This is a genomic window from Polaribacter litoreus (genome assembly GCF_054584775.1).
In genome coordinates, this window is sequence record NZ_JBTLRD010000004.1 from 112,000 (window position 1) to 133,915 (window position 21,916).

Here is a 21,916-nt window from a genome sequence, read left to right on the forward strand (position 1 = left end):
ATATACTATACGATATTAGTTGTAAATTTAAAGGGTTATAGAATAGGTTTTTATGAGTGAAAAAACAAAAATTTTAGTTGAGAAAAGAAATAGTGAAGTTTTTTTACGACCAAGATTTACTATTGATTTAAATGAAAGTAAGGATGCTGTGTTACAACTTTTTTATAATGAGTTTAAATTAGAAAATTCTAAGATTTCTGGAAATATAGTTGATGGTCATATTTTTATATCTGTAAGTAAAAAAGAAGATCATTTTTGGTCTCCTCAATTGCACTTAGAGATTGTTGAAAAAACCTCAGAAACCGCTCTTTTAAAAGGATTATTTGGGCCAAAACCTCAAGTATGGACGCTCTTTATGTTTGTGCATTTTGTTATTGGGTTTGCATTTGTTGCTTTTGGGGTGATGTTATACTCCAGATGGTCTTTAGGTGAATCGCTCTTTTTTCCAATTTTGATGATGATAATTTTACCATTCATATGGATCTTGTTGTATTTTTTAGGAAAAATAGGTAAGAGTACAGGAGCTCGTCAAATGAACGATTTACACGATTTTATGTTAAAAGTAATTCAGTATCAATTTTAATTGTATCCAAAGCGCTTCAATTGGTTTTTATCGCTTCTCCAGTTTTTATTCACTTTTACATACAACTCTATAAATACTTTTTTTTGAAAAAAACGTTCTAAATCTTTTCTTGCTTCGGCACCAACTCTTTTTATAGCAGTTCCTTTATGGCCAATTAAAATTCCTTTTTGTGTATCTCTTTCTACCATAATTACAGAACGAATGCGAACAATATTATCTTCTTCAGTAAATTCTTCAGTTTCAACTTCTACAGCATAAGGAATTTCTTTTTTGTAATGCATTAAAATTTTCTCACGAATCTTTTCATTTACAAAAAAACGTTCTGGTTTGTCTGTTAGCTGGTCTTTGGGGTAAAAAGGTGGCCCTTCTGGTAATAATTTTTTTATTTTACTTAAAACTGCAGAAACGTTAAATCCTTCTAAAGCAGAAATTACAAATACATCTGCATTGGGTACTTTATTTTTCCAGTAGTTTATCTTTTCTTCAACAATATCTTGAGAAGATTTGTCAATCTTATTTAATAATAAAATAATTGGGATTTTGCTATGGATGATTCTTCTAAAGAAATCTTCATTTTTCAATTCTTTCTCGCCAACTTCTACCATATAAATTAAGATATCAGCATCTTCAAAGGCAGATTTTACAAAATCCATCATAGAAGATTGAAGTTCATAGGCAGGTTTAATAATACCAGGCGTATCCGAAAATACAATTTGATATTCGTCATCATTTACAATTCCTAAGATTCGATGCCTTGTAGTTTGTGCTTTAGGAGTGATGATAGATAATTTTTCACCTACCAAAGCGTTCATCAATGTAGATTTACCCACATTCGGATTTCCAATAATATTTACAAAACCAGCTTTATGTACCATAATGCAAAGATAATGGCTTTTTATAGTTTGTTAGAATTTAGATGATTAAAAAATATTTAAAATAAAGTTTGGATAATACTTACTTTGTGTTGTATATTTGCAGTCCAAATCGCGGGATAGAGCAGTAGGTAGCTCGTCGGGCTCATAACCCGAAGGTCACTGGTTCGAGTCCAGTTCCCGCTACTAGCTTAACATTTTTTAAATCAACGAATTGTGTCTCACAATTCGTTTTTTTATGCTTTTAAATTCCTTACTTTTACGAAACGTACACAAAAACGTACACGTTTTCATTTGCCAAACAACCATTACCTTTCATATTAGTACAGTTCATTCAAATAGCTAAAAAACTTATAATTTTAAGATTTTAAAATGATTCTTTGTTTTAAAAAAGAGCAACTCTACATAAGGGTTGAGTAACGTCTTTTCAAGTTTAAAAAAAACTTACCTGGATAATATTATTAGAATAATTACAAATGGTATAATGATAAACCTTTGAGAAGTGTCATGAAAACTTATCAATAAAATAATTTGAAGCTAAAATTGTAGTACAAAGTTTTTAAATTCTTGTTTTCTTCACAAATAGAACAAAATGACACTCTATTTACACGTCTGAGCAATTTAGTTGTTGATGAATACTTGAATTTTAGGTCTCTAAATAATTAAATCGTTTTAGAGTTAATGAAATTAAGTAAATGAAAAAAACTAAGGAGATTTTATCACTTTTTACAGTATTATTTTTTTTAGGTATTTATGGACAAACAGATAAAATAGATACTCAAAAACCAAACATTTTATTCATTATTTTAGATGATGCAGGTTTAGACATGAGTGCTTATGGAAGTACATTTGTAAACACTCCTGCTTTTGATAAAATAGCGAAAGAAGGCATTTTATTTAACAAAGCTTACACACCTAATGCAAAATGCGCACCTTCTAGAGCGTCTTTGTTAACAGGCAGAAACTCTTGGCAATTAGATGCTGTTGCAAATCACTACATTTACTTTCCTTCAAAATTTAAAACCTTTCAAGAATCTTTAAAAGATCATGGCTATACAACAGGTTATACTGGTAAAGGATGGTCTCCAGGAATAGCCAAGACAGCAACAGGAGAAAATCGTTTTTTAACAGGTAAAAAGTACGATACAAAAAAATTAAAAGCATTAACGTCTGAAATATCTGTAAATGATTATAGTGGCAATTTCAAAGATTTTTTAGGGAAAGTTCAAAAAGGAAAACCTTGGAGTTTTTGGGTGGGTTTTAATGAGCCTCATAGAGGATACGAATATCAATCTGGAGTAAAAAAAGGAGGTAAAAAACTAGAATTAATTAAAGAAGTACCCAAATATTGGCCAGATTCTACAGCTGTAAGACACGATTTGCTAGATTACGCTTTAGAAATTGAATATGCAGATAATCATGTGCAAAAAATACTTAAAGAATTAGAAGAAAAAGGACAGTTAGAAAATACGTTAATTATATACACGTCAGATCACGGAATGCCTTTTCCAAGGGTAAAGGGCAATCAGTATGAAAATTCAAATCATGTTCCTTTGGCTGTAATGTGGAAAAATAAAATTAAATCTACAGGTAGAAAAATTGATGACTATATCAGCTTTATAGATATAGCTCCTACACTTTTAGAAGTTGCTGGTTTAGAATGGAAAACATCAGGAATGCATCCAAGCCCTGGTAAAAGTATCTTACCTCTATTAAAGAGTTCTCAATCTGGAATTATTGATAAAACCAGAAATTTTGTTTTAGTAGGTAAAGAACGTCATGATCATGGAAGGCCTAATGATGTAGGTTACCCAATTAGAGGAATTTATAAAGATGATTTTTTATTATTACGAAATTATGAACCAAGTCGCTGGCCAGCAAGTAATCCTGAAACTGGATATTTGAATGTAGATAGAAGCCCAACAAAAACATTATTAATTAATTTAAGGCGCTCAGGAGTCGATAAAAGTTTTTGGATGTTAAATTTTGGTAAAAGACCAGAACTAGAATTTTACAATCTAAAGGAAGATCCTTTTTGTGTACAAAATTTAGCATCAGATAAAAATTATACAAAAACCATAGAAAAGTTAGAAGTTTTAATGGTTTCAAAACTAACAGCACAAAACGATTTACGAATGATCGGTTTTGGGCATTTATATGAAAAACATCCTTTTACCAAGTTTCGAAATTATTATGAAAATTATATGAGTGGTAAAATTGGTAAAATGAAATGGTGTAATCCAGAAGATCTGGAGCCTACTTATATTGACGATTTTGGAAACAACTTGGGAGTAGTTAAACGTATTAAAAATTAAATATTTACGAATAAAGATATCCAAACAATGAAATACTATAACATATATATTGTAACAATTTTTCTTTTAGTTTTATCTTGTAAATCAGTAAAAAAGAAAGAAGGGAATTCTTTAAAACAAACATTTAATGCAAAAGAATTATCTGTAATAGACCAGCATAATAAAACCATACATACAATGGGAGATATTTGGATGCGAGATCCATTTATTCAGTTAAATCCTGATGGGTTTTATTACATGTCTTGTACACGTCAAAGAGAAAATTTAAAGTTAGAAGCCCCTAAAGGAGGTATAGAGGTTTTTAAGAGTAAAGATTTATTAAACTGGGAATCTTTAGGTGTTATTTGGACAACAAGTGAATCTGTTTTTGGACAAACTATGGAAGCTAGAGCAGTTTCTAAAGAAAATAAACATGGAGTAAAATCGGCAATGATTTGGGCACCAGAAATTCATTTTATCAATAATAAATGGATTGTAGTGTACACCAGTAACCAAGGAAAAGCCAACTTAATGATTTCAGAAGGAAAAGCACTAAAAGGCCCTTTTACAGATCCTTTTGGGGCAGATTTTGGACGACATCATGACCCCACAATTTTTATGGATGGAGACCAACCTTGGCTTGTTGATAAAATAGCAGAGGTAACTCCGTTAAAAAAAGATTTTAGTGGTTTTGCAGGAAAACCAATTAAAATTGGTGCTTCAAACAGAAAAATGGGGCATGAAGGTGCCTATATCATTAAAGTAAAAGATAAATATGTCTTGTTTGGTACTGCATGGAGTACAGACAAAATGCGTCATGGAACTTACAATTTATATTACTGTGTGTCAGATAATCTAACAGGACCTTATGATGAACGTAAGTTTGTAGGTCGTTTTTTAGGTCATGGAACTCCATTTAAAGATAAAAATGGTAATTGGTGGTGTACTGCATTTTACAATGCCAATAAACCTCCTTTAAATCCTGAAAATGCAAAAAATATGGATTTGAGTGATACTGCTTACACCATAAACAAGCAAGGTTTAACATTAGTACCAATGGATATCGATTACAATAATGGTAATGTTTTAATTAAAGTTCTAGATGATAATTATGCCAAACCTGGAAATGAAGAGGTTCAAAAATTTTAAAGACATGAAAAAAAGTATTACGTATATATTATTTTTTATGGTTTTTTTTAGTTGTAAAAACAACAATGAAAACTCTGAAATTGCCAACTCTGAAATGAATAAAAAACCAAACATTGTTTTTATTTTTTCTGATGATTTAAGTTTTAGAGACACTAGCGCTTATGGACAACAACATTATAAAACACCAAATATTGATGCTTTAATTGCTACATCAACAAGGTTTACACAAGGTTATACAGGTGCTCCAGAATGTGCGCCTTCAAGAGGAACCTTATTAACTGGTTTACATGTAGGCAATCAACATATTCGTTTAAATAGCAGTGCAAGAGGTTTTGAACCTTTACCAGATGGTACTTATACTTGGGGTAAAATGTTTCAAGAAGCAGGTTACAAAACAGGGGTTATTGGTAAATGGGGCTTGGGTTATAAAGACACAAAAGGGCATCCTTTAAATCAAGGTTTTGATTATCATTTTGGTTTTTTAACCCATTATGAAGCGCACTCTTATTTTCCTACAGTGTTGTACGAAAATAATAAACCTGTCTATTATCCAGAAAATAACAGTTTTGATATTGCTTCTTTATACGTTAAGAATCAATATAAAAATAACAAAAGATTTGAGAAAGACTATGATGCAAACGGAAAGTTGGTTGCTATGGATATGGAAAAAGCAGCGTATGCTCCAGACTTGTTTGATAAAAAATCGTTAGAATTTATTGATAAAAATAAAGAAAATCCTTTCTTTTTATACTTTACCACAAACTTACCTCATGGTCCTACAATTGTTGATGATTTCCGACAATTAAAAGACAGAAAAGATATGGATATCTATGGAAGAGAATGGGGTGCAATGGTGCAGCGTTTAGATATTTCTGTTGGTAAACTCATCAATAAATTAAAAAAAGAAGGTTTATATGAAAACACGATGATTGTTTTTGCATCAGATAATGGTTATGCAATGCACAGTCCAAAAACCATAAAACCAGGTCACAGAGTTTGGTTAGATGATAAAGATTTAGCAAACAAAGGCCCTTTTAAAGGTGGTAAATTTGGTGTTTTTGAAGGCGGAATGCGTGTGCCTTTTACGATTAGAATGCCAAATCAATCCACGCCTAAAGTAGTAAGTGAACCAGTTTGGTTGGTAGATTTATTTCCAACGTTTGCATCAGTAATTAATTTTTCTGTTGATAAAAAACTGGATGGTCACAACTTGTTGCCACTTATTAATGGTGATAAAAATGCCATTCCAAAAGAGAGGTTTATGTATTTCTACAAGCAAAATGAGCAAGCTGTAAGGCAAGGACCTTGGTTTGCGTATCGTTCACATCCTAATAAAAAAGTAGAATTGTATTTGGTTGAAGAAGATCAACATATAGATTTTGATTATGCTAAAGTCTATCCACAAAAAGCCAAAGAATTTGCTACAATAATGAATACAGAACACAAACCTAGTGAATGGTATTGGAATCCTGGAGATACTCCAAAAAGCTTCAGAAAAAAAGTTGAAAAAGCCAAAGAACTTGGTTTAGAAATAAAAAGATATAGACCAAATGGTATGAAATTGATGCCTTGGGAAAAAAATAAATAGTAATAAAATAGTATAGAATAATGGCGAAGTATAAGTTGTTTTGTTTATTTACCATTTTTGCTTTAGTGGTAACGTCGTGTAAGAACAAGAAAAAATTAATTGCTGAAAACAATGTTCAAGAGGCAGCATATTTTGAGTATCAAAACCCAATAAAAAGCGGTATCGATCCAAAAGGATTAAGAGATTGTCAAGTGTTAAAAGACGGAGATTGGTGGTATATGACAGGTACATCTTATCCTCATTGGTCCAGACAAGAAAAAAATGGCAACCTAAATAAGGGTGTGGTTTTGTACAAATCTAAAAATTTAACAGATTGGCAATTTGTAAAATATATTGTGAATGCAGGCGATAAAAGCAAATGGTATCATCGTAGATTTTGGGCGCCAGAAATACAAAAAATAAAAGGCAAATATTATGCACTTTTTAATTGTAGAAATGATGATTTAGGATTTGTTGGGCAACATCCAGGATATGCAGTTGCAGATAATATAGAAGGCCCTTACACAATAGTAACAGAAGATAAACCTTTAACTAGAGGAAATGATTTAACATTTTTTGAAGATAAAGATGGTAAAGTTTGGGCATTTTGGAACAAAGGCAGAGAATTTGGAATTGGTTTTGCACAAATAGATTTAGCAACAGCCACTTTTTTAACAGAGCCTAAAAGTGCAATAAAACCTGCACAGGTTGATTATGCTTATGACGAAAAAGGGAACATGCTAAAAACGGCAGGTTATGATGGCAGACTTAAACCAAAAGTTGAAAAATATTACGATTGGGATTCCATAGGAATAGAAGGTGCGTATGTTATTGAAAATAATGGCATTTATTATTTATTCTATTCTAGCTGGACACGTGGTTACGAAATTGGGTATGCAACAGCAAAAAGTATAGATGGCCCTTGGACTAAATATGAAGCAAATCCTTTTTATGGAGCGCAAAGTAAAAGCACTTGTAAAAAACGTGGTTTTAAATTTACTGGTGATGAAAATAGCCCATTTAATCAAGTAGGGCATAACGAAATATTTAAAGGTCCAGATGGCAGATATTGGTTGTCTTGTCATGGAATAATTCCAGATGAAAATGATGAAAACCCTTTTTTAGTGATCGATCCTATTTGGTTTGATGAAAAAGGGAATGTAAAATCTTATGGGCCATCATATAAACCTCAAAAAATTCTTATTAAAAAATAATTGATATGTTAAATAAACTATTTGGTTTTTTTTGCCTCTTGTTCTTTATAATAAGTTGTAGTATTTCTCAACAAAAAAATACTGTAAAAAAGGAAAAGGAAAAACCTAATTTTCTGTTTATTGCTGTAGATGATTTAAATGATTGGGTTGGGTTTTTAGGAGGACATCCTCAAGCAAAAACACCAAATTTAGATCGTTTGGCAAAATCATCATTAATTTTTGACAGAGCGTATTGTGCAGCTTCAGTTTGTAATCCTTCAAGAGCAAGTATTATGTCTGGTTACAGACCTTCTACAACAGGTATTTATCAAAATAAACACAAAGTATTTGAGAATGATTTGATTAAAAAATCGCTCATGTTGCCTCAATATTTATCAAAGTATGGATATGAAACTTTTTCTCGTGGAAAAATATATCATACTCCAAAAACAGGAAAACATACTTGGAATACTTGGAGTAAAGTAACAGGAAGCTATGGTAATGTAAAAAAGAAAAAAGGTTTTTTAGATAATGGCATTCCAAAAGGTGAAATGTCCGACAATATGGATTGGGCAGCCACAAATATTTCTGTAGAAGCCACTCCAGATTATTTGAATGCAAAATGGGCTGCAGATCTTTTACAAACTTCTATTGACAAACCTTTTTTTATAGGTTTGGGTATTTTTAGACCTCATTTAAAATGGGTGGTTCCCAAAGAATTTTACGATTTATTTCCATTAGAAGATATTGTATTGCCTACAGTTTTAGCAAAAGATTTAGATGATGTTAGCTCAAATTTAAAACCCACTAAAGAGTATAAAACCATTAAAAAATATGGTAAAGAAAAAGAAGCCATTCAAGCTTATTTAGCAAGTATTGCGTATGCAGATTATTGTATTGGTTTGGTATTAGACGCATTAGAAAAAAGCACTTATAAAGATAATACAGTGGTTATTCTTTGGGGAGATCATGGTTGGCATTTGGGCGAGAAATTACGTTACAAAAAATTCACTCTTTGGGAAGAAGCTGCCAGAGTTCCTTTATTAATTAAAGCACCAAATATTACAAAATCAGGAACTAGATCTAAACGTACAGTAAATTTATTGGATTTATACCCTACTATTTTAGACTTGGCAAACCTCTCAAAAAATGACAAGAATGAAGGGCTAAGTATTGTGCCGCTTTTAAAAAATCCTAATAAAAAATGGGACTATCCATCTTTAACTCAAATGGGAAAAGGAAGAAATACAATTAGAACCGAAAAGTGGAGGTATATTAGGTATGAAAATAATGATGAGGAATTGTACAATCACACTACAGACTCATTAGAGTGGAATAACTTAGCAAATGATGTTAGATATGCCTCCATAAAAAATGATTTATCAAAAAAACTAGATTCTATTTTAATGAAATAAATAATGAAGAATATCTATATTATATTTTTAACGGGATTTCTGTTGTTAGGGTGTAAAAATCACAAAAAACTAACTGATACTAATGATTCAAAAAAACTAAATGTAGTATACATTGCTGTAGATGATCTAAATAGATGGGTTGGCGCACTCGGAGGACAAGCAAAAACTCCTAATATTGATAAACTAGCAAATCAAGGCATGTTATTTACAAATGCACATTGTGTGGTGCCTGCTTGTAATCCATCAAGAGTAGCAATTTTAACAGGTTTACGACCAGAAACCACAGGACAATATACAAATCCGGGTTTGTTTAGAGAAAAACCTGGTAATGCCAATAGAATTACAATGCCTCAATATTTAAAGGCAAATGGTTATGAAGCTGTTGCAGCTGGTAAAATATTTCATCATCCAAGAGGAAAAGGAAAAGAACCTCATCCATTTTCTGATGATATTTCTTGGGATTATCAAAATAAAAACAATACTGGTACAAGTGGTCATAAACTGTATTTAGATGAATATAATCAAGCCAAATGGTTGCAAGGAGCTATGAGAGAAGAAGGTGCAGGAAAATCGGGTGCTTCTTATATTAGTAAGTTTGGAGTTTGGGGACCAATTCCTGCAAAAATTGAAGAAACAGCAGATTATCAAAACGCAGTGTTTAGCGCAGATTATTTAAGTAAAAAACACGACAAACCGTTCTTTTTGGCGTGTGGAATTTTTAGACCACATTCGCCTCAATTAGCGCCTCAAGAGTTTTTTGATATGTATCCTATAGATGAGATTAAAATGCACGATTTACCAGAAGATGATATGGATGATATTCCAGAACACGTTCGTACTAATTTTTCGTCAGAATTTGTGGGTCATGTTAAAGAGAAAGGACAATTAAAATACGCTCTTCAAGGCTATTTAGCGTCTATAAGTTATGCAGATGCTTGTATTGGTAAAGTGTTAGAAGGTTTAGAAAATGGACCTAATAAAGAAAATACAATTGTGGTTTTATGGACAGATCATGGTTGGCAATTGGCGCATAAAAACCGTTGGGAAAAATTTTCGTTGTGGGATATTGCCACAAATACACCGTTAATTATTAAACATCCTAAAAAGGATATTGCTGCTAAAAAAATAGATCAACCAGTATCATTATTAGATTTATATCCAACAGTGATGGATTTAATAGGATTAGAAAAACCTAAAGATTTAGAAGGTATTTCTTTAGCTCCTTTTTTAAATGATGCTAATTATAAACGTAAAGAACCAGCAATCATCACGTTTGGAAAAGGGAATCAATCTATAAGAATGGATGATTTTAATTACATCAAATACAATAACGGAACAGAAGAATTATACAATCATGAAAACGACAGAATGGAGTACACAAATGTGGTTGATAATCCATCGTATAAAACAAAAAAAGAAGAATTGTCTAAATGGTATATAAAATCTAAAAAATAATGATTTATAATAGATATAATGAGAAATCCTTTTTTAAGGTAAATGCATTTTTACTAATTGCTTTTGTTGTTTTTTTATCTTGTAAAACCGATAAAAAAGAGCCTCAACCTAAAAAAATAGAAAAAGAAGTATTTCAGAAAACGTGGAAAAAGAAAGATTTTGAACTTGAAATTGATGGCAAAAAAACAAAACTCTACACAATCAAAAACAGCAATGGTATAGAGGCTACTTTTTGTAATTATGGTCAAAGATTAGTCAGTTTAGTTGTGCCAGATAAAAATGGAAAAAAAGCAGATATTGTTTTAGGGTTTAACACGTTGCAAGAATATATAGATGCAAATGAACCTTATTTTGGAGCAACAGTTGGGCGTTATGGAAATCGAATAAAGAAAGGAAAATTTACGCTCAATAACAAAACCTATACACTTGCCATTAACAATGGAGAAAATCATTTGCATGGAGGTAAAAAAGGATTTAATAGCGTAGTTTGGGATGCAATTCAAACTGTTGACAATCAAGTTGTATTTTACAGAGTTTCTAAAGATATGGAAGAGGGTTATCCAGGAAATCTAGACGTTACTGTTCATTACACAATAACAGAAGAAAACGAATTGCTGATAAAATATAAAGCTAAAACAGACAAACCTACAGTTATTAATTTAACACACCATTCCTTTTTTAATTTGGCAGGTGAAGGTAATGGAACAATCAATAACCATTTGTTACAAATTAATGCAGATGGGTTTACACCTGTTGATAAAACCTTAATTCCAACAGGAAAAATTGCTGATGTAAAAAACACACCATTCAATTTTTTAGAGTCAAAACCTATAGGAAAAGATTTAAAAGTTGATGATGAACAACTAAATTTTGGTTTGGGTTACGACCATAATTTTGTGCTTAATAAAAGTCCTAAAAATGAATTAGGATATGTTTTTGCTGCAAAAGTGATAGAGCCAACATCAGGTAGAACAATGGAAATTTATACAAACGAACCTGGTTTGCAATTTTATGGGGGTAATTTTTTAAACGGAAAAACAACAGGCAAAAGCGGAAAACCGTATGTTTTTAGAGGTGCATTTTGTTTAGAAACACAACATTTTCCAGATTCACCAAATCAACCAAATTTTCCATCAACAACATTAAAAGCAGGAGAAATATACACCTCTACGTGTATTTATAAATTTGGAACAAAACACTAGTTTAGCACAGAATCGCTATAATTATAGTCTATAGAGTAAATAATTTCTCAGTATGTTATTGATTTTTGGAGTTAACAAGCAATCATCAATTCTAATAATATGTTAAATAAGGTAATGCGTCTTGTAATATTTACTACGAGTGTAATTTTTTTGTTCTTCAGTTGTGCAACTAGTAAAACTGTATTCGAAATAAAAGAAAATTATTCAGGAAAAACTGAATGGAATTCAACGACTAAAACATTTACATTTTTAACTTCTGGAGCAATCAATTTTAAAAATCAAGGTGATAAAAGTTTTATTTGGAAAGTTCCTAAAGTGGTGCAAAAAATAATTATTGCTGAAAATTGTACCGTAAATGGGGCATTTCATACCTTTGCAGATATTGAAATTGTTGGTAAAAACAGAAAAACATCCGTTTTATATGGTACAGAAACACAAAGTTGGTCGCAAAAACACCATATAAAACCTTATACATTAAGCTCTTTTGAAAGTCATAAAGGAAAAATGACCATTAAAAATTTAACAAGCTTAAATCCAAGGTCATATCACGTAAGAGGTTTAGGGAGTCAAGTTCATCTTAAAAACGCAGATTTTATAGACAAAAGAGGTGGTGTTCACAATCATAGTGATGGTATTGCTGCAGGTGATGGATCTACTGTAGATAATTGCTATTTTGAAACAGCAGACGATGTTATTAAAGTTTATAATGATATTACTGTAACAAACACTACAATCAATATGATTAAAAATGCAGTACCAATTCAATTAGGATGGGGAAATTACCCCAATAATGCTGTTGGTACTTTTAAAAATATTACCATAATTGGCGATAGTGGTAGAGGTAGTCCATACAAAAGTAACCCTTTAATTGCTGGCAGAAGTGGCGCATACACTGTAACTGTTAATATTGATGGAATTACTATTGATAACCCAAATGGAAGTTTGGTTAATCTTTGGGATGATAAAAACGATGGCGTCTATGAAAAAACGGTAAAAGGAACCATCAAAAATTTAACCATCAAAAATTTAAAAACCTACAGCACGCAATTAAAAGGGTATGATGAGCTAACATTATATGACGTTGAGGGAAATGAAATTTCTAAAAACTTTTAATCAACTAAAATGAAGCAACTTTTTAAAGTCCATATTACTATACTAATTGTGTTTTTTCTAATAAATACTTCTTTTACAAAAAAGAAAGTTAAAGAGAATGCAATATCAAAAATGCCCAATATTGTTTTAATTATGGCTGATGACCAAGGTTATGGAGATATTGGTAGTTATGGAGCTACCGGTTTTACAACACCTTATATTGATAAATTGGCATATGAAGGAATGCGTTTTACGAATCATTATGCAGCACAAGCTGTTTGTAGTGCATCAAGAGCAGGGTTATTAACAGGGTGTTATCCAAACAGAATAGGAATTTCTGGAGCATTTTTTCCTAATAGTAAAAATGGTTTAAATCCAAAAGAATATACAATAGCAGAAATGCTAAAAGATAAAGGTTATGCCACTGCTATTTATGGAAAATGGCATTTGGGGCATCTAGAAAAATTCTTGCCTTTGCAACACGGTTTTGATGAATTTGTAGGCTTACCATATTCTAATGATATGTGGCCCGAAAAAAGTGATAGATTTCCACCTTTACCGTTAATTGAAGGCAATACAGTAATCGATTCTATAGAAACTTTAGAAGATCAAGATAAACTTACAGCATTATATACCAAAAAAGCAGTCAACTTTATTGAACGAAATAAAGAAAATCCGTTCTTTTTGTATTTGCCACATACAATGCCTCACGTTCCTTTAGGTTATGGAGGTAAATTTAAAGGCAAAAGCAAACAAGGTGTGTATGGTGATGTAATTATGGAAATTGATTGGTCTTTGGGTGAAATTATGAAATCATTAGAAAAACAAGGAATTGCAGACAATACAATTGTAATTTTTACTTCAGATAATGGTCCTTGGATAAGTTATGGAAATCACGCAGGTTCTACAGGTGGTTTACGAGAAGCAAAATTAACCAATTGGGAAGGTGGCCAAAGAGTACCTTTTATCGTAAAATGGAACAATCACATTCCTAAAGGTGTTACCAATAATCAACTTACTTCTAACATAGATGTCATCACCACAATAGCTAGTCTAGTTGATGGAAACTTATCTAATAATAAAATTGATGGATATGATTTATCGCAACTTTGGATGGGAAAAACCACCGAAAGTAATCGAAAGCATTACTACTATTATCAAAATAGAAATCATTTAAGTGCTGTAAGAAATGATACATGGAAATTAGTTTTGCCTCATACCTACAGGTCTTATGAACGTAGAAAACCAGGAAATGATGGTAATGGTGGAGGCAATGAAAAGGTAACTTTAACAGAAATGGAGTTGTACAATATGATTTCAGACCCAGGAGAGCGCATCAATGTTATTGATCAACACCCAAATATTGTAAAAGAAATGATGCTATTGGTCAATAGTGCTAGAGCAGAGTTTGGTGATTTAAATGTAGATATAAAAAAAGGGAAAGGCACACGTAGTGTTGGAACTTCTAAATAAAAGAATCAATGTTAAAATTTAAGAAATTAACAGTGGTATCCCTTTTTCTTTTATTATCAAGTAGTTTTTATGCTCAAACAGTAGTAAATGGTGTTGCAACCTACACAGAAGACAAAAACATTGGTAGAAAATTTCGTGTACCAGATTCTTGGAATAAAATACTCATTAAAAAAAACGTTACGATAACAGGAAGTTTTTACATGGGCAATCGTTCTAAAGCCATAGAGATTGCAGGTGAGAGCAGAAAAACGTCTATAATTCAAGGTGATGGTTCTCGTCCAACAGACGATGGTATTAAAGGAAGATCCTATTCTGCAATACGTTGTGATGCCTCTCCAGACGTATATATACACGATTTAAAAATTATTAAACCAATGAAGTTTCACATTCACGCTGGTTTTGGAAATGTTACTGTAGAACGTTGTGATATAATTGCTGGAACTCATACGTTTACTACAGATGGTATTCATGGTGGAAAAGGAAAAACCATTGTAAGAGATTGTTATATAGATTGCTATGATGATGCGCTTTACACAATAGAATGTAAATTAGTAGAGAATACAACCATTGTTCATAATAAAAATGGAGGGCCATTTATGACAAGTTGGGGTTCAGATGTACCAAAAAATCATACTTGCATAATTCGAAATTGTACAGTAATAGATAATTACGAAAAGTCCGATTATAACCACGGAGTTTTTTCATGGGCTCAAAAACATGATGCTGGGAACCAAACCATACGAATAAAGTTTGAAGGTACATTTACTTACAAAGTAAGTGAAGGCAGTAAACCCTCTACAATGTACACTATAGGAAGGCCAGGTACAAGTGGAATAAAAGATGCACATATTGTAATAGATGGTGAGTGTCCAAGAAAAGAAAGTATAGAAATACGAGGAAATACAAATAGTACTGTCTCTTTTATCAATTGTCCTGCTGAAGGCTGTCAAATAAACGATGTAACAGCAGAGGTTAAAGATGCCTCTTGTGGAAATGCAGATGGAGAAATTAGTTTTTCTTTTAATGATGATTCAGATAAAACATCAATCCAATTTAGTGTAGATGGTGGTCAAACATTTAGCAATTTAGTAAATGATAACACTGGTAGTTATACAGTAAGCAATTTAGGTCAAGGAAATTATAGCTGTTTTGTTAGATATGGAGATGAAGAAGAGTGTCTAACAAATTTAGGAGCTTTTTCTGTAAATTGTACAGGCAGTGTTGCTGTAGAAGAGGGAATTTATTATATGGAAGCTAGACATAGTAATAAATTTTTGGAAGTACAAAATAGCTCGGTTTTAGATGGAGGAAATATTCAACAGCAAGCAGATGAATCTGGAGAAAACAAACAATGGCAAATTACAAACTATGCTGGTGAATGGTATGCTATTACCAATAGAAATAGCAACAAAGCTATGGAAGTTGCCAACAGTTCTATGGACAATAGAGGTAATATTCAACAAGCAACACTAACCAATGCAGATAATCAACTATGGAAATTTGTAAATCCTGATGGAGATTGGTATCAAGTGGTTTCTAAGTCTAGTGGAAAAGTGTTAGATGTAGCTGGAGTTAGTGCAGCAAATGGGGCAAATATTCAACAATGGGAACTACAAGAAAACAGAAACAATCAACAGTTTGCACTAAAATCTACAACCTTAAGTGTTGGTGATTTTAAAAATGAGTTGTCAAATATCATCATTTATCCTAACCCAGCATCAACAAATTTTACACTAAAGTTAAATAATGTAAATAATAGAGATATCAACTTAAAAATATACAGCATAACAGGTGCTTTAGTAGCTTCTTATCATATAGAAAAGACTGATGTAAAAATTCCAGTAGAGAATTTAAAACAAGGTATTTATGTAGTAAGAATTAATAGCGATCATCAAGTTTTATCTAAATTATTAACCATTAAATAATTGTTTTAATAGAAAAGGCAACACTGTAAATGCAAAAATTAAGGTACAATTTTCTGTGGATAATACTTTTTGCAACATCACTTTGCAAAGCACAACAAACGAGCCTAAATGTTATCCAAAAAGATAATGCTTACAGTATTGAAATTGTAGATAAAAAAGGAAATATTTTATTAAAATCACCAACTTCTGGCTTTTGGGCTGTTGCCACAAATTGGCAGAATAATTGGATGAGCAATTGGAGGTATGGTAATCCTAAAAAGCTAGAAAAAGTAAATGATTATATCATTTTATCAGGCAAAATAGAACTTCCAGAGGGAGATTTGTTAATTCGTGATTCTTACAAGGAAGAAAAAGGTCGTATTCAATGTATTCGCAGATTTCAATGGACAGGTAATCAACCCCTAAACAAAACCACATTATCAATTCAATATCTTGCTCCTGCTAAAGGGAAAAGCATTGTAATGCCAGGTATTTTATATTTTGGAAATCCATCAGGAAAAAAAAGTGGAAGAACTCCTATTTACGATGGAGAAATAGGTGATAAAGCTTTTTTTGAAGAACATCGTTTTCCTATGCCATTTGTAAGTTTAGAGTGGGGAAATAAGAAATTAAATGGAGCAGCATTGCATAGCAAACCAACAGCTGTACCATTTGCAAATTTAAAAGACCAATGGTGGTCTTTAGGCGTAAAAACTGTTAAGGATGGTACAGTACTTTCTTTATTAAGTGGTGCATGTGCTTTTAACAACAAACAAAGTGTAATTAAAGCTTTTCAAGGTAAAGGCAAACAAACTATGTTTGCAGACTATAACAATGCCTACCTAAATATTCCTTCAGGAGGAATAATAGAAAAGGAATTCTATCTAGAAACTTATAAAGTTGATAAAAAAGGAACAGGTTTTCAAAAATCCATAAAAACCTCACTAGATATTTTTAATTTGAGTGATGATGGCCTGCCAAAGTTTAACGAAATTATAAAAAGCAAATATCAGTTTGCAAAAAATAGATGGATTGAAGGTGAAAATTACGCTGGTTTTAATCAGTTTGATACCAAATTAAAAAAATACAATCCAGCAATTGTATTAGGTTGGGTTGGTCAAGCTGCTGCACCTGGTTTTGCATTTCAGCATTTACAAGATGAAATTCAAGATAAATCATCTTTACAAATGGCGCAAAAATCTTTAGATTTTGTGGCTTCAGCCCAGTTTTACGAAGAAGGGATGTTTACTTGGTATCACACAAATCAACAAAAATGGGGTACTCGCATTTGGAAAGAAAATCCTGAAATTTTATCTCAAGGACAAACCATGCTGAATGTAGTAAATGCAATTTTAGCTACTGATAAATCAGGATTAAATCCCACAAAGTGGAAAACATTTTTACAAAAAGCAGCTGATTTTCACAGTAAAAGAATCTTAGCCAAAAATTGGAATCCAGTTTCAACAGATGAAGCATTTTTTATAGCACCATTAAGTTTAGCTTCTAATATTTTTGACAATAAGATATATAAAAAAGCAGCTATAAAAGCAGCAAACATCTATGCAAACAGAAGTTTAAAAATGCAAGAGGTTTATTGGGGTGGTACTTTAGATGCAAGTTGTGAAGACAAAGAAGGTGCATTTGGTGCATTTCAAGGGTTTTTAACACTTTACGAATTAACACAAGAAAAAAAATATTTAGAGTGGGCAAAACACGCTGGCAATGTTGCTATTTCTTATACTTATCTTTGGGATGTTCAATTGCCTGCTGGTCGTTTGCGAGATCATAATTTTAAAACCCGAGGATGGACCGCAGTTTCTGTGCAAAATATGCATATAGATGTGTATGGTGTTTTTATGGCACCTTATATTTTTAAACTGGGCAATTATACCAAAAATGAAAGATTAAAAAAGTTGGCTAAAATAATGTTTCTAAGTTGTGGGCAGTTAATAGATGCCTATGGAAGCCAAGGAGAACAACCTCAACAAACCAATTACACACAAGAGCATTTGTTAACTTCAAAAGATGTAACTTCATTTAGAGGTAATTATGTAGAAGATTGGACTGTTTTTTGGATAACTGCTCACTTTTTAAATGGCGGTGCACTATTTAAAGAGATGGGGGTACTATTTGATTAAGCAGGTATTTATGTTTTTAAAAAATTATCTTTTGAAGACTTTAAACATTTTCGCTAAAAAATAGAGCAATACAGTAAAGAAAACATTCAATTAAAAACAATATTTGAAGAAAATATTGGGGGATGTTTTTTAAACGACTTTATTAAATGTATTAAAAAGTTAAAAGTTTTTTTATTTCTATTTGAATGATGGTTAATAATGTTTTACTTTAAAAAATGTTTGAATTAATTTTAGTAAGTTTAAGAAATAAGTAAATTTTAATCTGTTAATGAATACTATCCTTAAAAATAAAGTCGTTTTTTTTCTTTTTTTCTTTTTTCTTTACCCCAAATTTTATGCTCAAAATGATGATTTTACATCATATAAATGGACAACTCTCAATACAGAAGGCAACGTTAAAGCGCGTCATGAAAGTTCTTTAGTGGCTTATAAAAATAAATTCTACTTACTTGGTGGTAGAGGTAAAAATCCTGTAAATGTGTTTAATCCAAAAAATAATACATGGACAACAAATAAGAAACCTCCTTTAGAAATGCATCATTTTCAGGCCGTAACTTACAAAGATGCCATTTATGTGGTTGGAGCCATGACAGGTCAATATCCAAAAGAAAAACCATTGAAACATATTTGGATATATCACCCAGAAAAAGATACTTGGACAAAATGTGCAGAAATACCAGCTTCAAGAAGAAGAGGTGGTGCAGGTGCTGTAGTTTATCAAGACAAATTATATGTGGTGTGTGGTATCGATTTTGGTCATACAAGTGGCACCAATAATTATTTTGATAGTTACGATTTTAAAACAAAAAAGTGGGAAATTTTAACAAAAGCACCACATATTAGAGATCATTTTTCAGCAATTGTTGTGAATGATAAATTGTATTGTATTGGAGGTAGAAATACCAGTTTCCATACCCCAAATAATTTTGGAGCTTTCTTTAATGCAACCAATCCTTTTGTTGATGTTTATGATTTTAAGGAAAAAAAATGGCATACATTAAAAGAGAAGTTGCCTCATCCAACAGCAGGAGCAGGAGTTGTAAGTTTAAACGAGAATATTATTTTTATTGGGGGAGAAGGCCGTTTAAAACAAGCATACAGTACTACGCAACTTTTAGATGTAAAAAACGCAAAATGGTCTGAGTTATCAGCATTAAATAGAGGACGTCATAGTGGAGGAGCTGTTGTGCATAACAATAAAATTTATGCTATTGCTGGAAGCCCTAATAAAGGTGGTGGCAATTTGAATACTACTGAAGTTTTTTCTGTTAATAACAACTGGAAACCTCTTTTTAATGGTAAAAACTTAGAAGGTTGGGTGGTTAAAGGAGCTAAAGAAGATGTTGCTAAAAACTTTTGGAAAGTAGAAAATGGTGCTATTGTAAGCAATTCATTACATAGCAATAGTCATAGTCATGTTTGGTTGCAAACTACCGAAGATTTCGATGATTTTGAGTTGAGATTAAAGTTTAAAGCATCTTCAGAAAATAAAGGAAATAGTGGTATTCAAGTAAGAAGCAGGTATGATAAAACTGCTAAAACTACAATAAGTAAAAAGGTTCACAAAGGTTGGATGGATGGGCCGCAAGTTGATATAAATCCAAACAAACCTTGGACAAATGGTTTCATTTACGATGAAACCAGAGGTTACACACGTTGGATAAACCCAAGTTTAGAAAGTTGGAAAATTGATGAGGAAGTACACAAACCCAAAAAAGTAATTTATTACAAAGAAAATGAGGGAACTGGCTGGAATGATTTAACCATTATTTGCAAAGGTACTCATATAAAAACATTGGTAAATAACGTTGTGGTATCAGATTTCGATGGTTCTGGGATTTTAGATGATGATATTCATAAAAACCGAAAAGTAGGTTTAGAAGGAAAAATCGCCCTACAATGCCACATGAACTCTAAAAATAAGATTGCATTTAAAGATATAGAAATAAGAGAATTAAAATAAGTATAAAATGAGAAGAATAGTACAGTTTGTAATATTATTTTTAACACTTCAAGTGGTTTCCCAAGCGAATCCAGAAAACTTTAAAAACCCAATTTTGTCTGGTTACTATCCAGATCCATCTATAATTAGGGTAGATGAAGATTACTATATGGTAAACTCAAGTTTTGAGTGGTTTCCAGGTATGCCAATTCATCATAGTAAAGATTTAATTAATTGGGAATTGATAGGTTATGGATTGTCAAGACCAGATCAAATCCCTTTACCAAAAGGTTTAGGAGATTCTAAAGGAATTTATGCTGTTACAATTAGGCATCATAAAGGTACTTTTTACCTCATTACTACTTGTGTAAAATGCGATGGTAATTTTTATGTAACCGCAAAAAAACCTGCTGGTCCTTGGTCAGATCCTGTTTGGTTGGGTTCTAGAGGTATAGATCCTTCTTTGTTTTGGGACAATGATGACAGAGTCTATTACACAGGACATGCAAATATTACTAACATAAATGATTGGCCACAAAAAAATGGAGCTTGGATGCAAGAACTCGATTTAGAAAAAGGAAAATTAATTGGTAAAAGACAGCAATTAACTCATGGGCATGCAAAAAATGCACGTTGGACAGAAGGGCCACACTTGTATAAAATAGGAGGCAAATACATGCTTTTGGTAGCAGAAGGAGGTACAGGGTTTTTCCATTCTGTAACTGTACATCATAGTGATAAACTTTGGGGACCTTACATTCCTAATCATTCAAATCCTGTGTTAACGCATAGAAATTTAGGGCAAGATTATCCCATACATTCTGTTGGTCATGCAGATTTGGTTGAAACTCAAAATGGAGAATGGTGGGCAGTAACCTTAGGAAAACGTAAAAAAGAAGGGTATTCTTTATTAGCAAGAGAAACATTTTTAACTCCGGTTAAATTTGAGAAACAAGACAATTTTTTAACACCCGTTTTTAATCCTGGTGTTGGCCATTTATTAGAATCACAAAAAAGACCAAATTTACCTTGGACACCTGTAAAACCAATTCCAAAACGAGATGAATTTTCTGGTGATAAACTAGCTTTACCATGGAATTTTATAAGAACACCGTTTACAAAATGGCACAACTTAACTAATGATAAGTTATGTATAGCACTTAGGCCTGAAGTTCTAGATAGCTTGGTAAATCCATCTTACATAGGCAAAAGAATCCAACATCATCAATTTGAAGCTTCAACAAGTTTTAAATTTTCATCAAAAAAAGAAAATGAACAAGCTGGTTTGGTGCTATACAGAAATAGTAAAAATCATATTCAATTGGTAAAACAAAAAAACGAATTAATTTTAATAGCTACCAAAAGAGGAGTTCGTACAGAAATTAAAAGAGTTCCTTTCAACGAAAAAAATGTTTTTGTAAAAGTTGAGGGCGATAATATTAGAGCTACTTTTAGTTATGGAATTAGTAACAACAGCTATACAGTTTTGGCAAAAGATGTAGATTTAACAATGATTGCAGATGAAGTTGCTTTAGGGTTTAATGGACCTTATGTGGGTATGTATGCTACAAGTAATGGTAAAAAATCTAAAAAAACTGCTGAATTTAATTGGTTTGAATACAGCAAAAAATAGCATT

General features: G+C 31.8%; 15 protein-coding genes and 1 tRNA gene. 15 read left to right on the forward strand and 1 reads right to left on the reverse strand.

Features of this window, described 5'->3' with window-relative positions; translation table 11 throughout:
- Positions 1-52: 52 nt before the first annotated feature.
- Positions 53-583, forward strand: coding sequence for a GTP-binding protein (locus tag ACW9UN_RS04310; protein ID WP_459484211.1), 531 nt, complete (start codon positions 53-55; stop codon positions 581-583).
- Here the strand turns inward: ACW9UN_RS04310 and era are convergent.
- Positions 580-1,458 carry a GTPase Era gene (gene era / locus ACW9UN_RS04315; protein WP_459484212.1) on the reverse strand — a complete coding sequence of 293 codons (879 nt, stop codon included), beginning with the start codon at positions 1,456-1,458 and terminating at the stop codon, positions 580-582. The genes ACW9UN_RS04310 and era overlap by 4 nt on opposite strands.
- A gap of 110 nt (positions 1,459-1,568) precedes the next feature.
- Here era and ACW9UN_RS04320 point away from each other — a divergent pair.
- The 14 genes from ACW9UN_RS04320 to ACW9UN_RS04385 all read left to right on the forward strand — a co-directional run bounded on the left by ACW9UN_RS04320 (position 1,569) and on the right by ACW9UN_RS04385 (position 21,912).
- A tRNA-Met gene (locus tag ACW9UN_RS04320) sits at positions 1,569-1,641 on the forward strand.
- Between the two features lie 509 nt (positions 1,642-2,150).
- Positions 2,151-3,770: a sulfatase family protein gene (locus tag ACW9UN_RS04325; protein WP_459484214.1), complete on the forward strand. Its 1,620-nt coding sequence runs from the start codon at positions 2,151-2,153 to the stop codon at positions 3,768-3,770.
- Positions 3,771-3,797: 27 nt separating this feature from the next.
- Positions 3,798-4,898 carry a family 43 glycosylhydrolase gene (locus tag ACW9UN_RS04330; RefSeq protein ID WP_459484215.1) on the forward strand — a complete coding sequence of 367 codons (1,101 nt, stop codon included), beginning with the start codon at positions 3,798-3,800 and terminating at the stop codon, positions 4,896-4,898.
- Between the two features lie 4 nt (positions 4,899-4,902).
- A complete protein-coding gene (locus tag ACW9UN_RS04335; RefSeq protein WP_459484216.1) occupies positions 4,903-6,486 on the forward strand; it encodes a sulfatase-like hydrolase/transferase in 1,584 nt (527 codons plus the stop codon).
- Between the two features lie 20 nt (positions 6,487-6,506).
- Complete coding sequence (locus ACW9UN_RS04340) at positions 6,507-7,679, forward strand: glycoside hydrolase family 43 protein (protein WP_459484218.1); 1,173 nt, start codon at positions 6,507-6,509, stop codon at positions 7,677-7,679.
- A 5-nt stretch (positions 7,680-7,684) separates the two neighbouring features.
- Complete coding sequence (locus ACW9UN_RS04345) at positions 7,685-9,073, forward strand: sulfatase (protein ID WP_459484219.1); 1,389 nt, start codon at positions 7,685-7,687, stop codon at positions 9,071-9,073.
- A gap of 3 nt (positions 9,074-9,076) precedes the next feature.
- Positions 9,077-10,528 carry a sulfatase gene (locus ACW9UN_RS04350; protein ID WP_459484221.1) on the forward strand — a complete coding sequence of 484 codons (1,452 nt, stop codon included), beginning with the start codon at positions 9,077-9,079 and terminating at the stop codon, positions 10,526-10,528.
- Positions 10,528-11,730: an aldose epimerase family protein gene (locus tag ACW9UN_RS04355; protein ID WP_459484223.1), complete on the forward strand. Its 1,203-nt coding sequence runs from the start codon at positions 10,528-10,530 to the stop codon at positions 11,728-11,730. Before ACW9UN_RS04350 ends, ACW9UN_RS04355 begins: the two co-directional genes overlap by 1 nt.
- A 114-nt stretch (positions 11,731-11,844) precedes the next feature.
- Positions 11,845-12,843, forward strand: coding sequence for a hypothetical protein (locus tag ACW9UN_RS04360; protein ID WP_459484225.1), 999 nt, complete (start codon positions 11,845-11,847; stop codon positions 12,841-12,843).
- 111 nt (positions 12,844-12,954) lie between these two features.
- Positions 12,955-14,295, forward strand: a complete 1,341-nt coding sequence (locus tag ACW9UN_RS04365; protein ID WP_459484226.1) for a sulfatase family protein — start codon at positions 12,955-12,957, stop codon at positions 14,293-14,295.
- An 8-nt stretch (positions 14,296-14,303) separates the two neighbouring features.
- Positions 14,304-16,220: a T9SS type A sorting domain-containing protein gene (locus tag ACW9UN_RS04370; RefSeq protein ID WP_459484229.1), complete on the forward strand. Its 1,917-nt coding sequence runs from the start codon at positions 14,304-14,306 to the stop codon at positions 16,218-16,220.
- 29 nt (positions 16,221-16,249) lie between these two features.
- A complete protein-coding gene (locus ACW9UN_RS04375) occupies positions 16,250-18,337 on the forward strand; it encodes a hypothetical protein (protein WP_459484231.1) in 2,088 nt (695 codons plus the stop codon).
- Positions 18,338-18,605: 268 nt separating this feature from the next.
- Complete coding sequence (locus tag ACW9UN_RS04380; protein WP_459484232.1) at positions 18,606-20,300, forward strand: 3-keto-alpha-glucoside-1,2-lyase-like domain-containing protein; 1,695 nt, start codon at positions 18,606-18,608, stop codon at positions 20,298-20,300.
- A 7-nt stretch (positions 20,301-20,307) separates the two neighbouring features.
- Positions 20,308-21,912 (forward strand): glycoside hydrolase family 43 protein, encoded by a 1,605-nt coding sequence (locus tag ACW9UN_RS04385; protein WP_459484234.1) that lies wholly within the window; start codon positions 20,308-20,310, stop codon positions 21,910-21,912.
- Positions 21,913-21,916 lie beyond the last annotated feature (4 nt).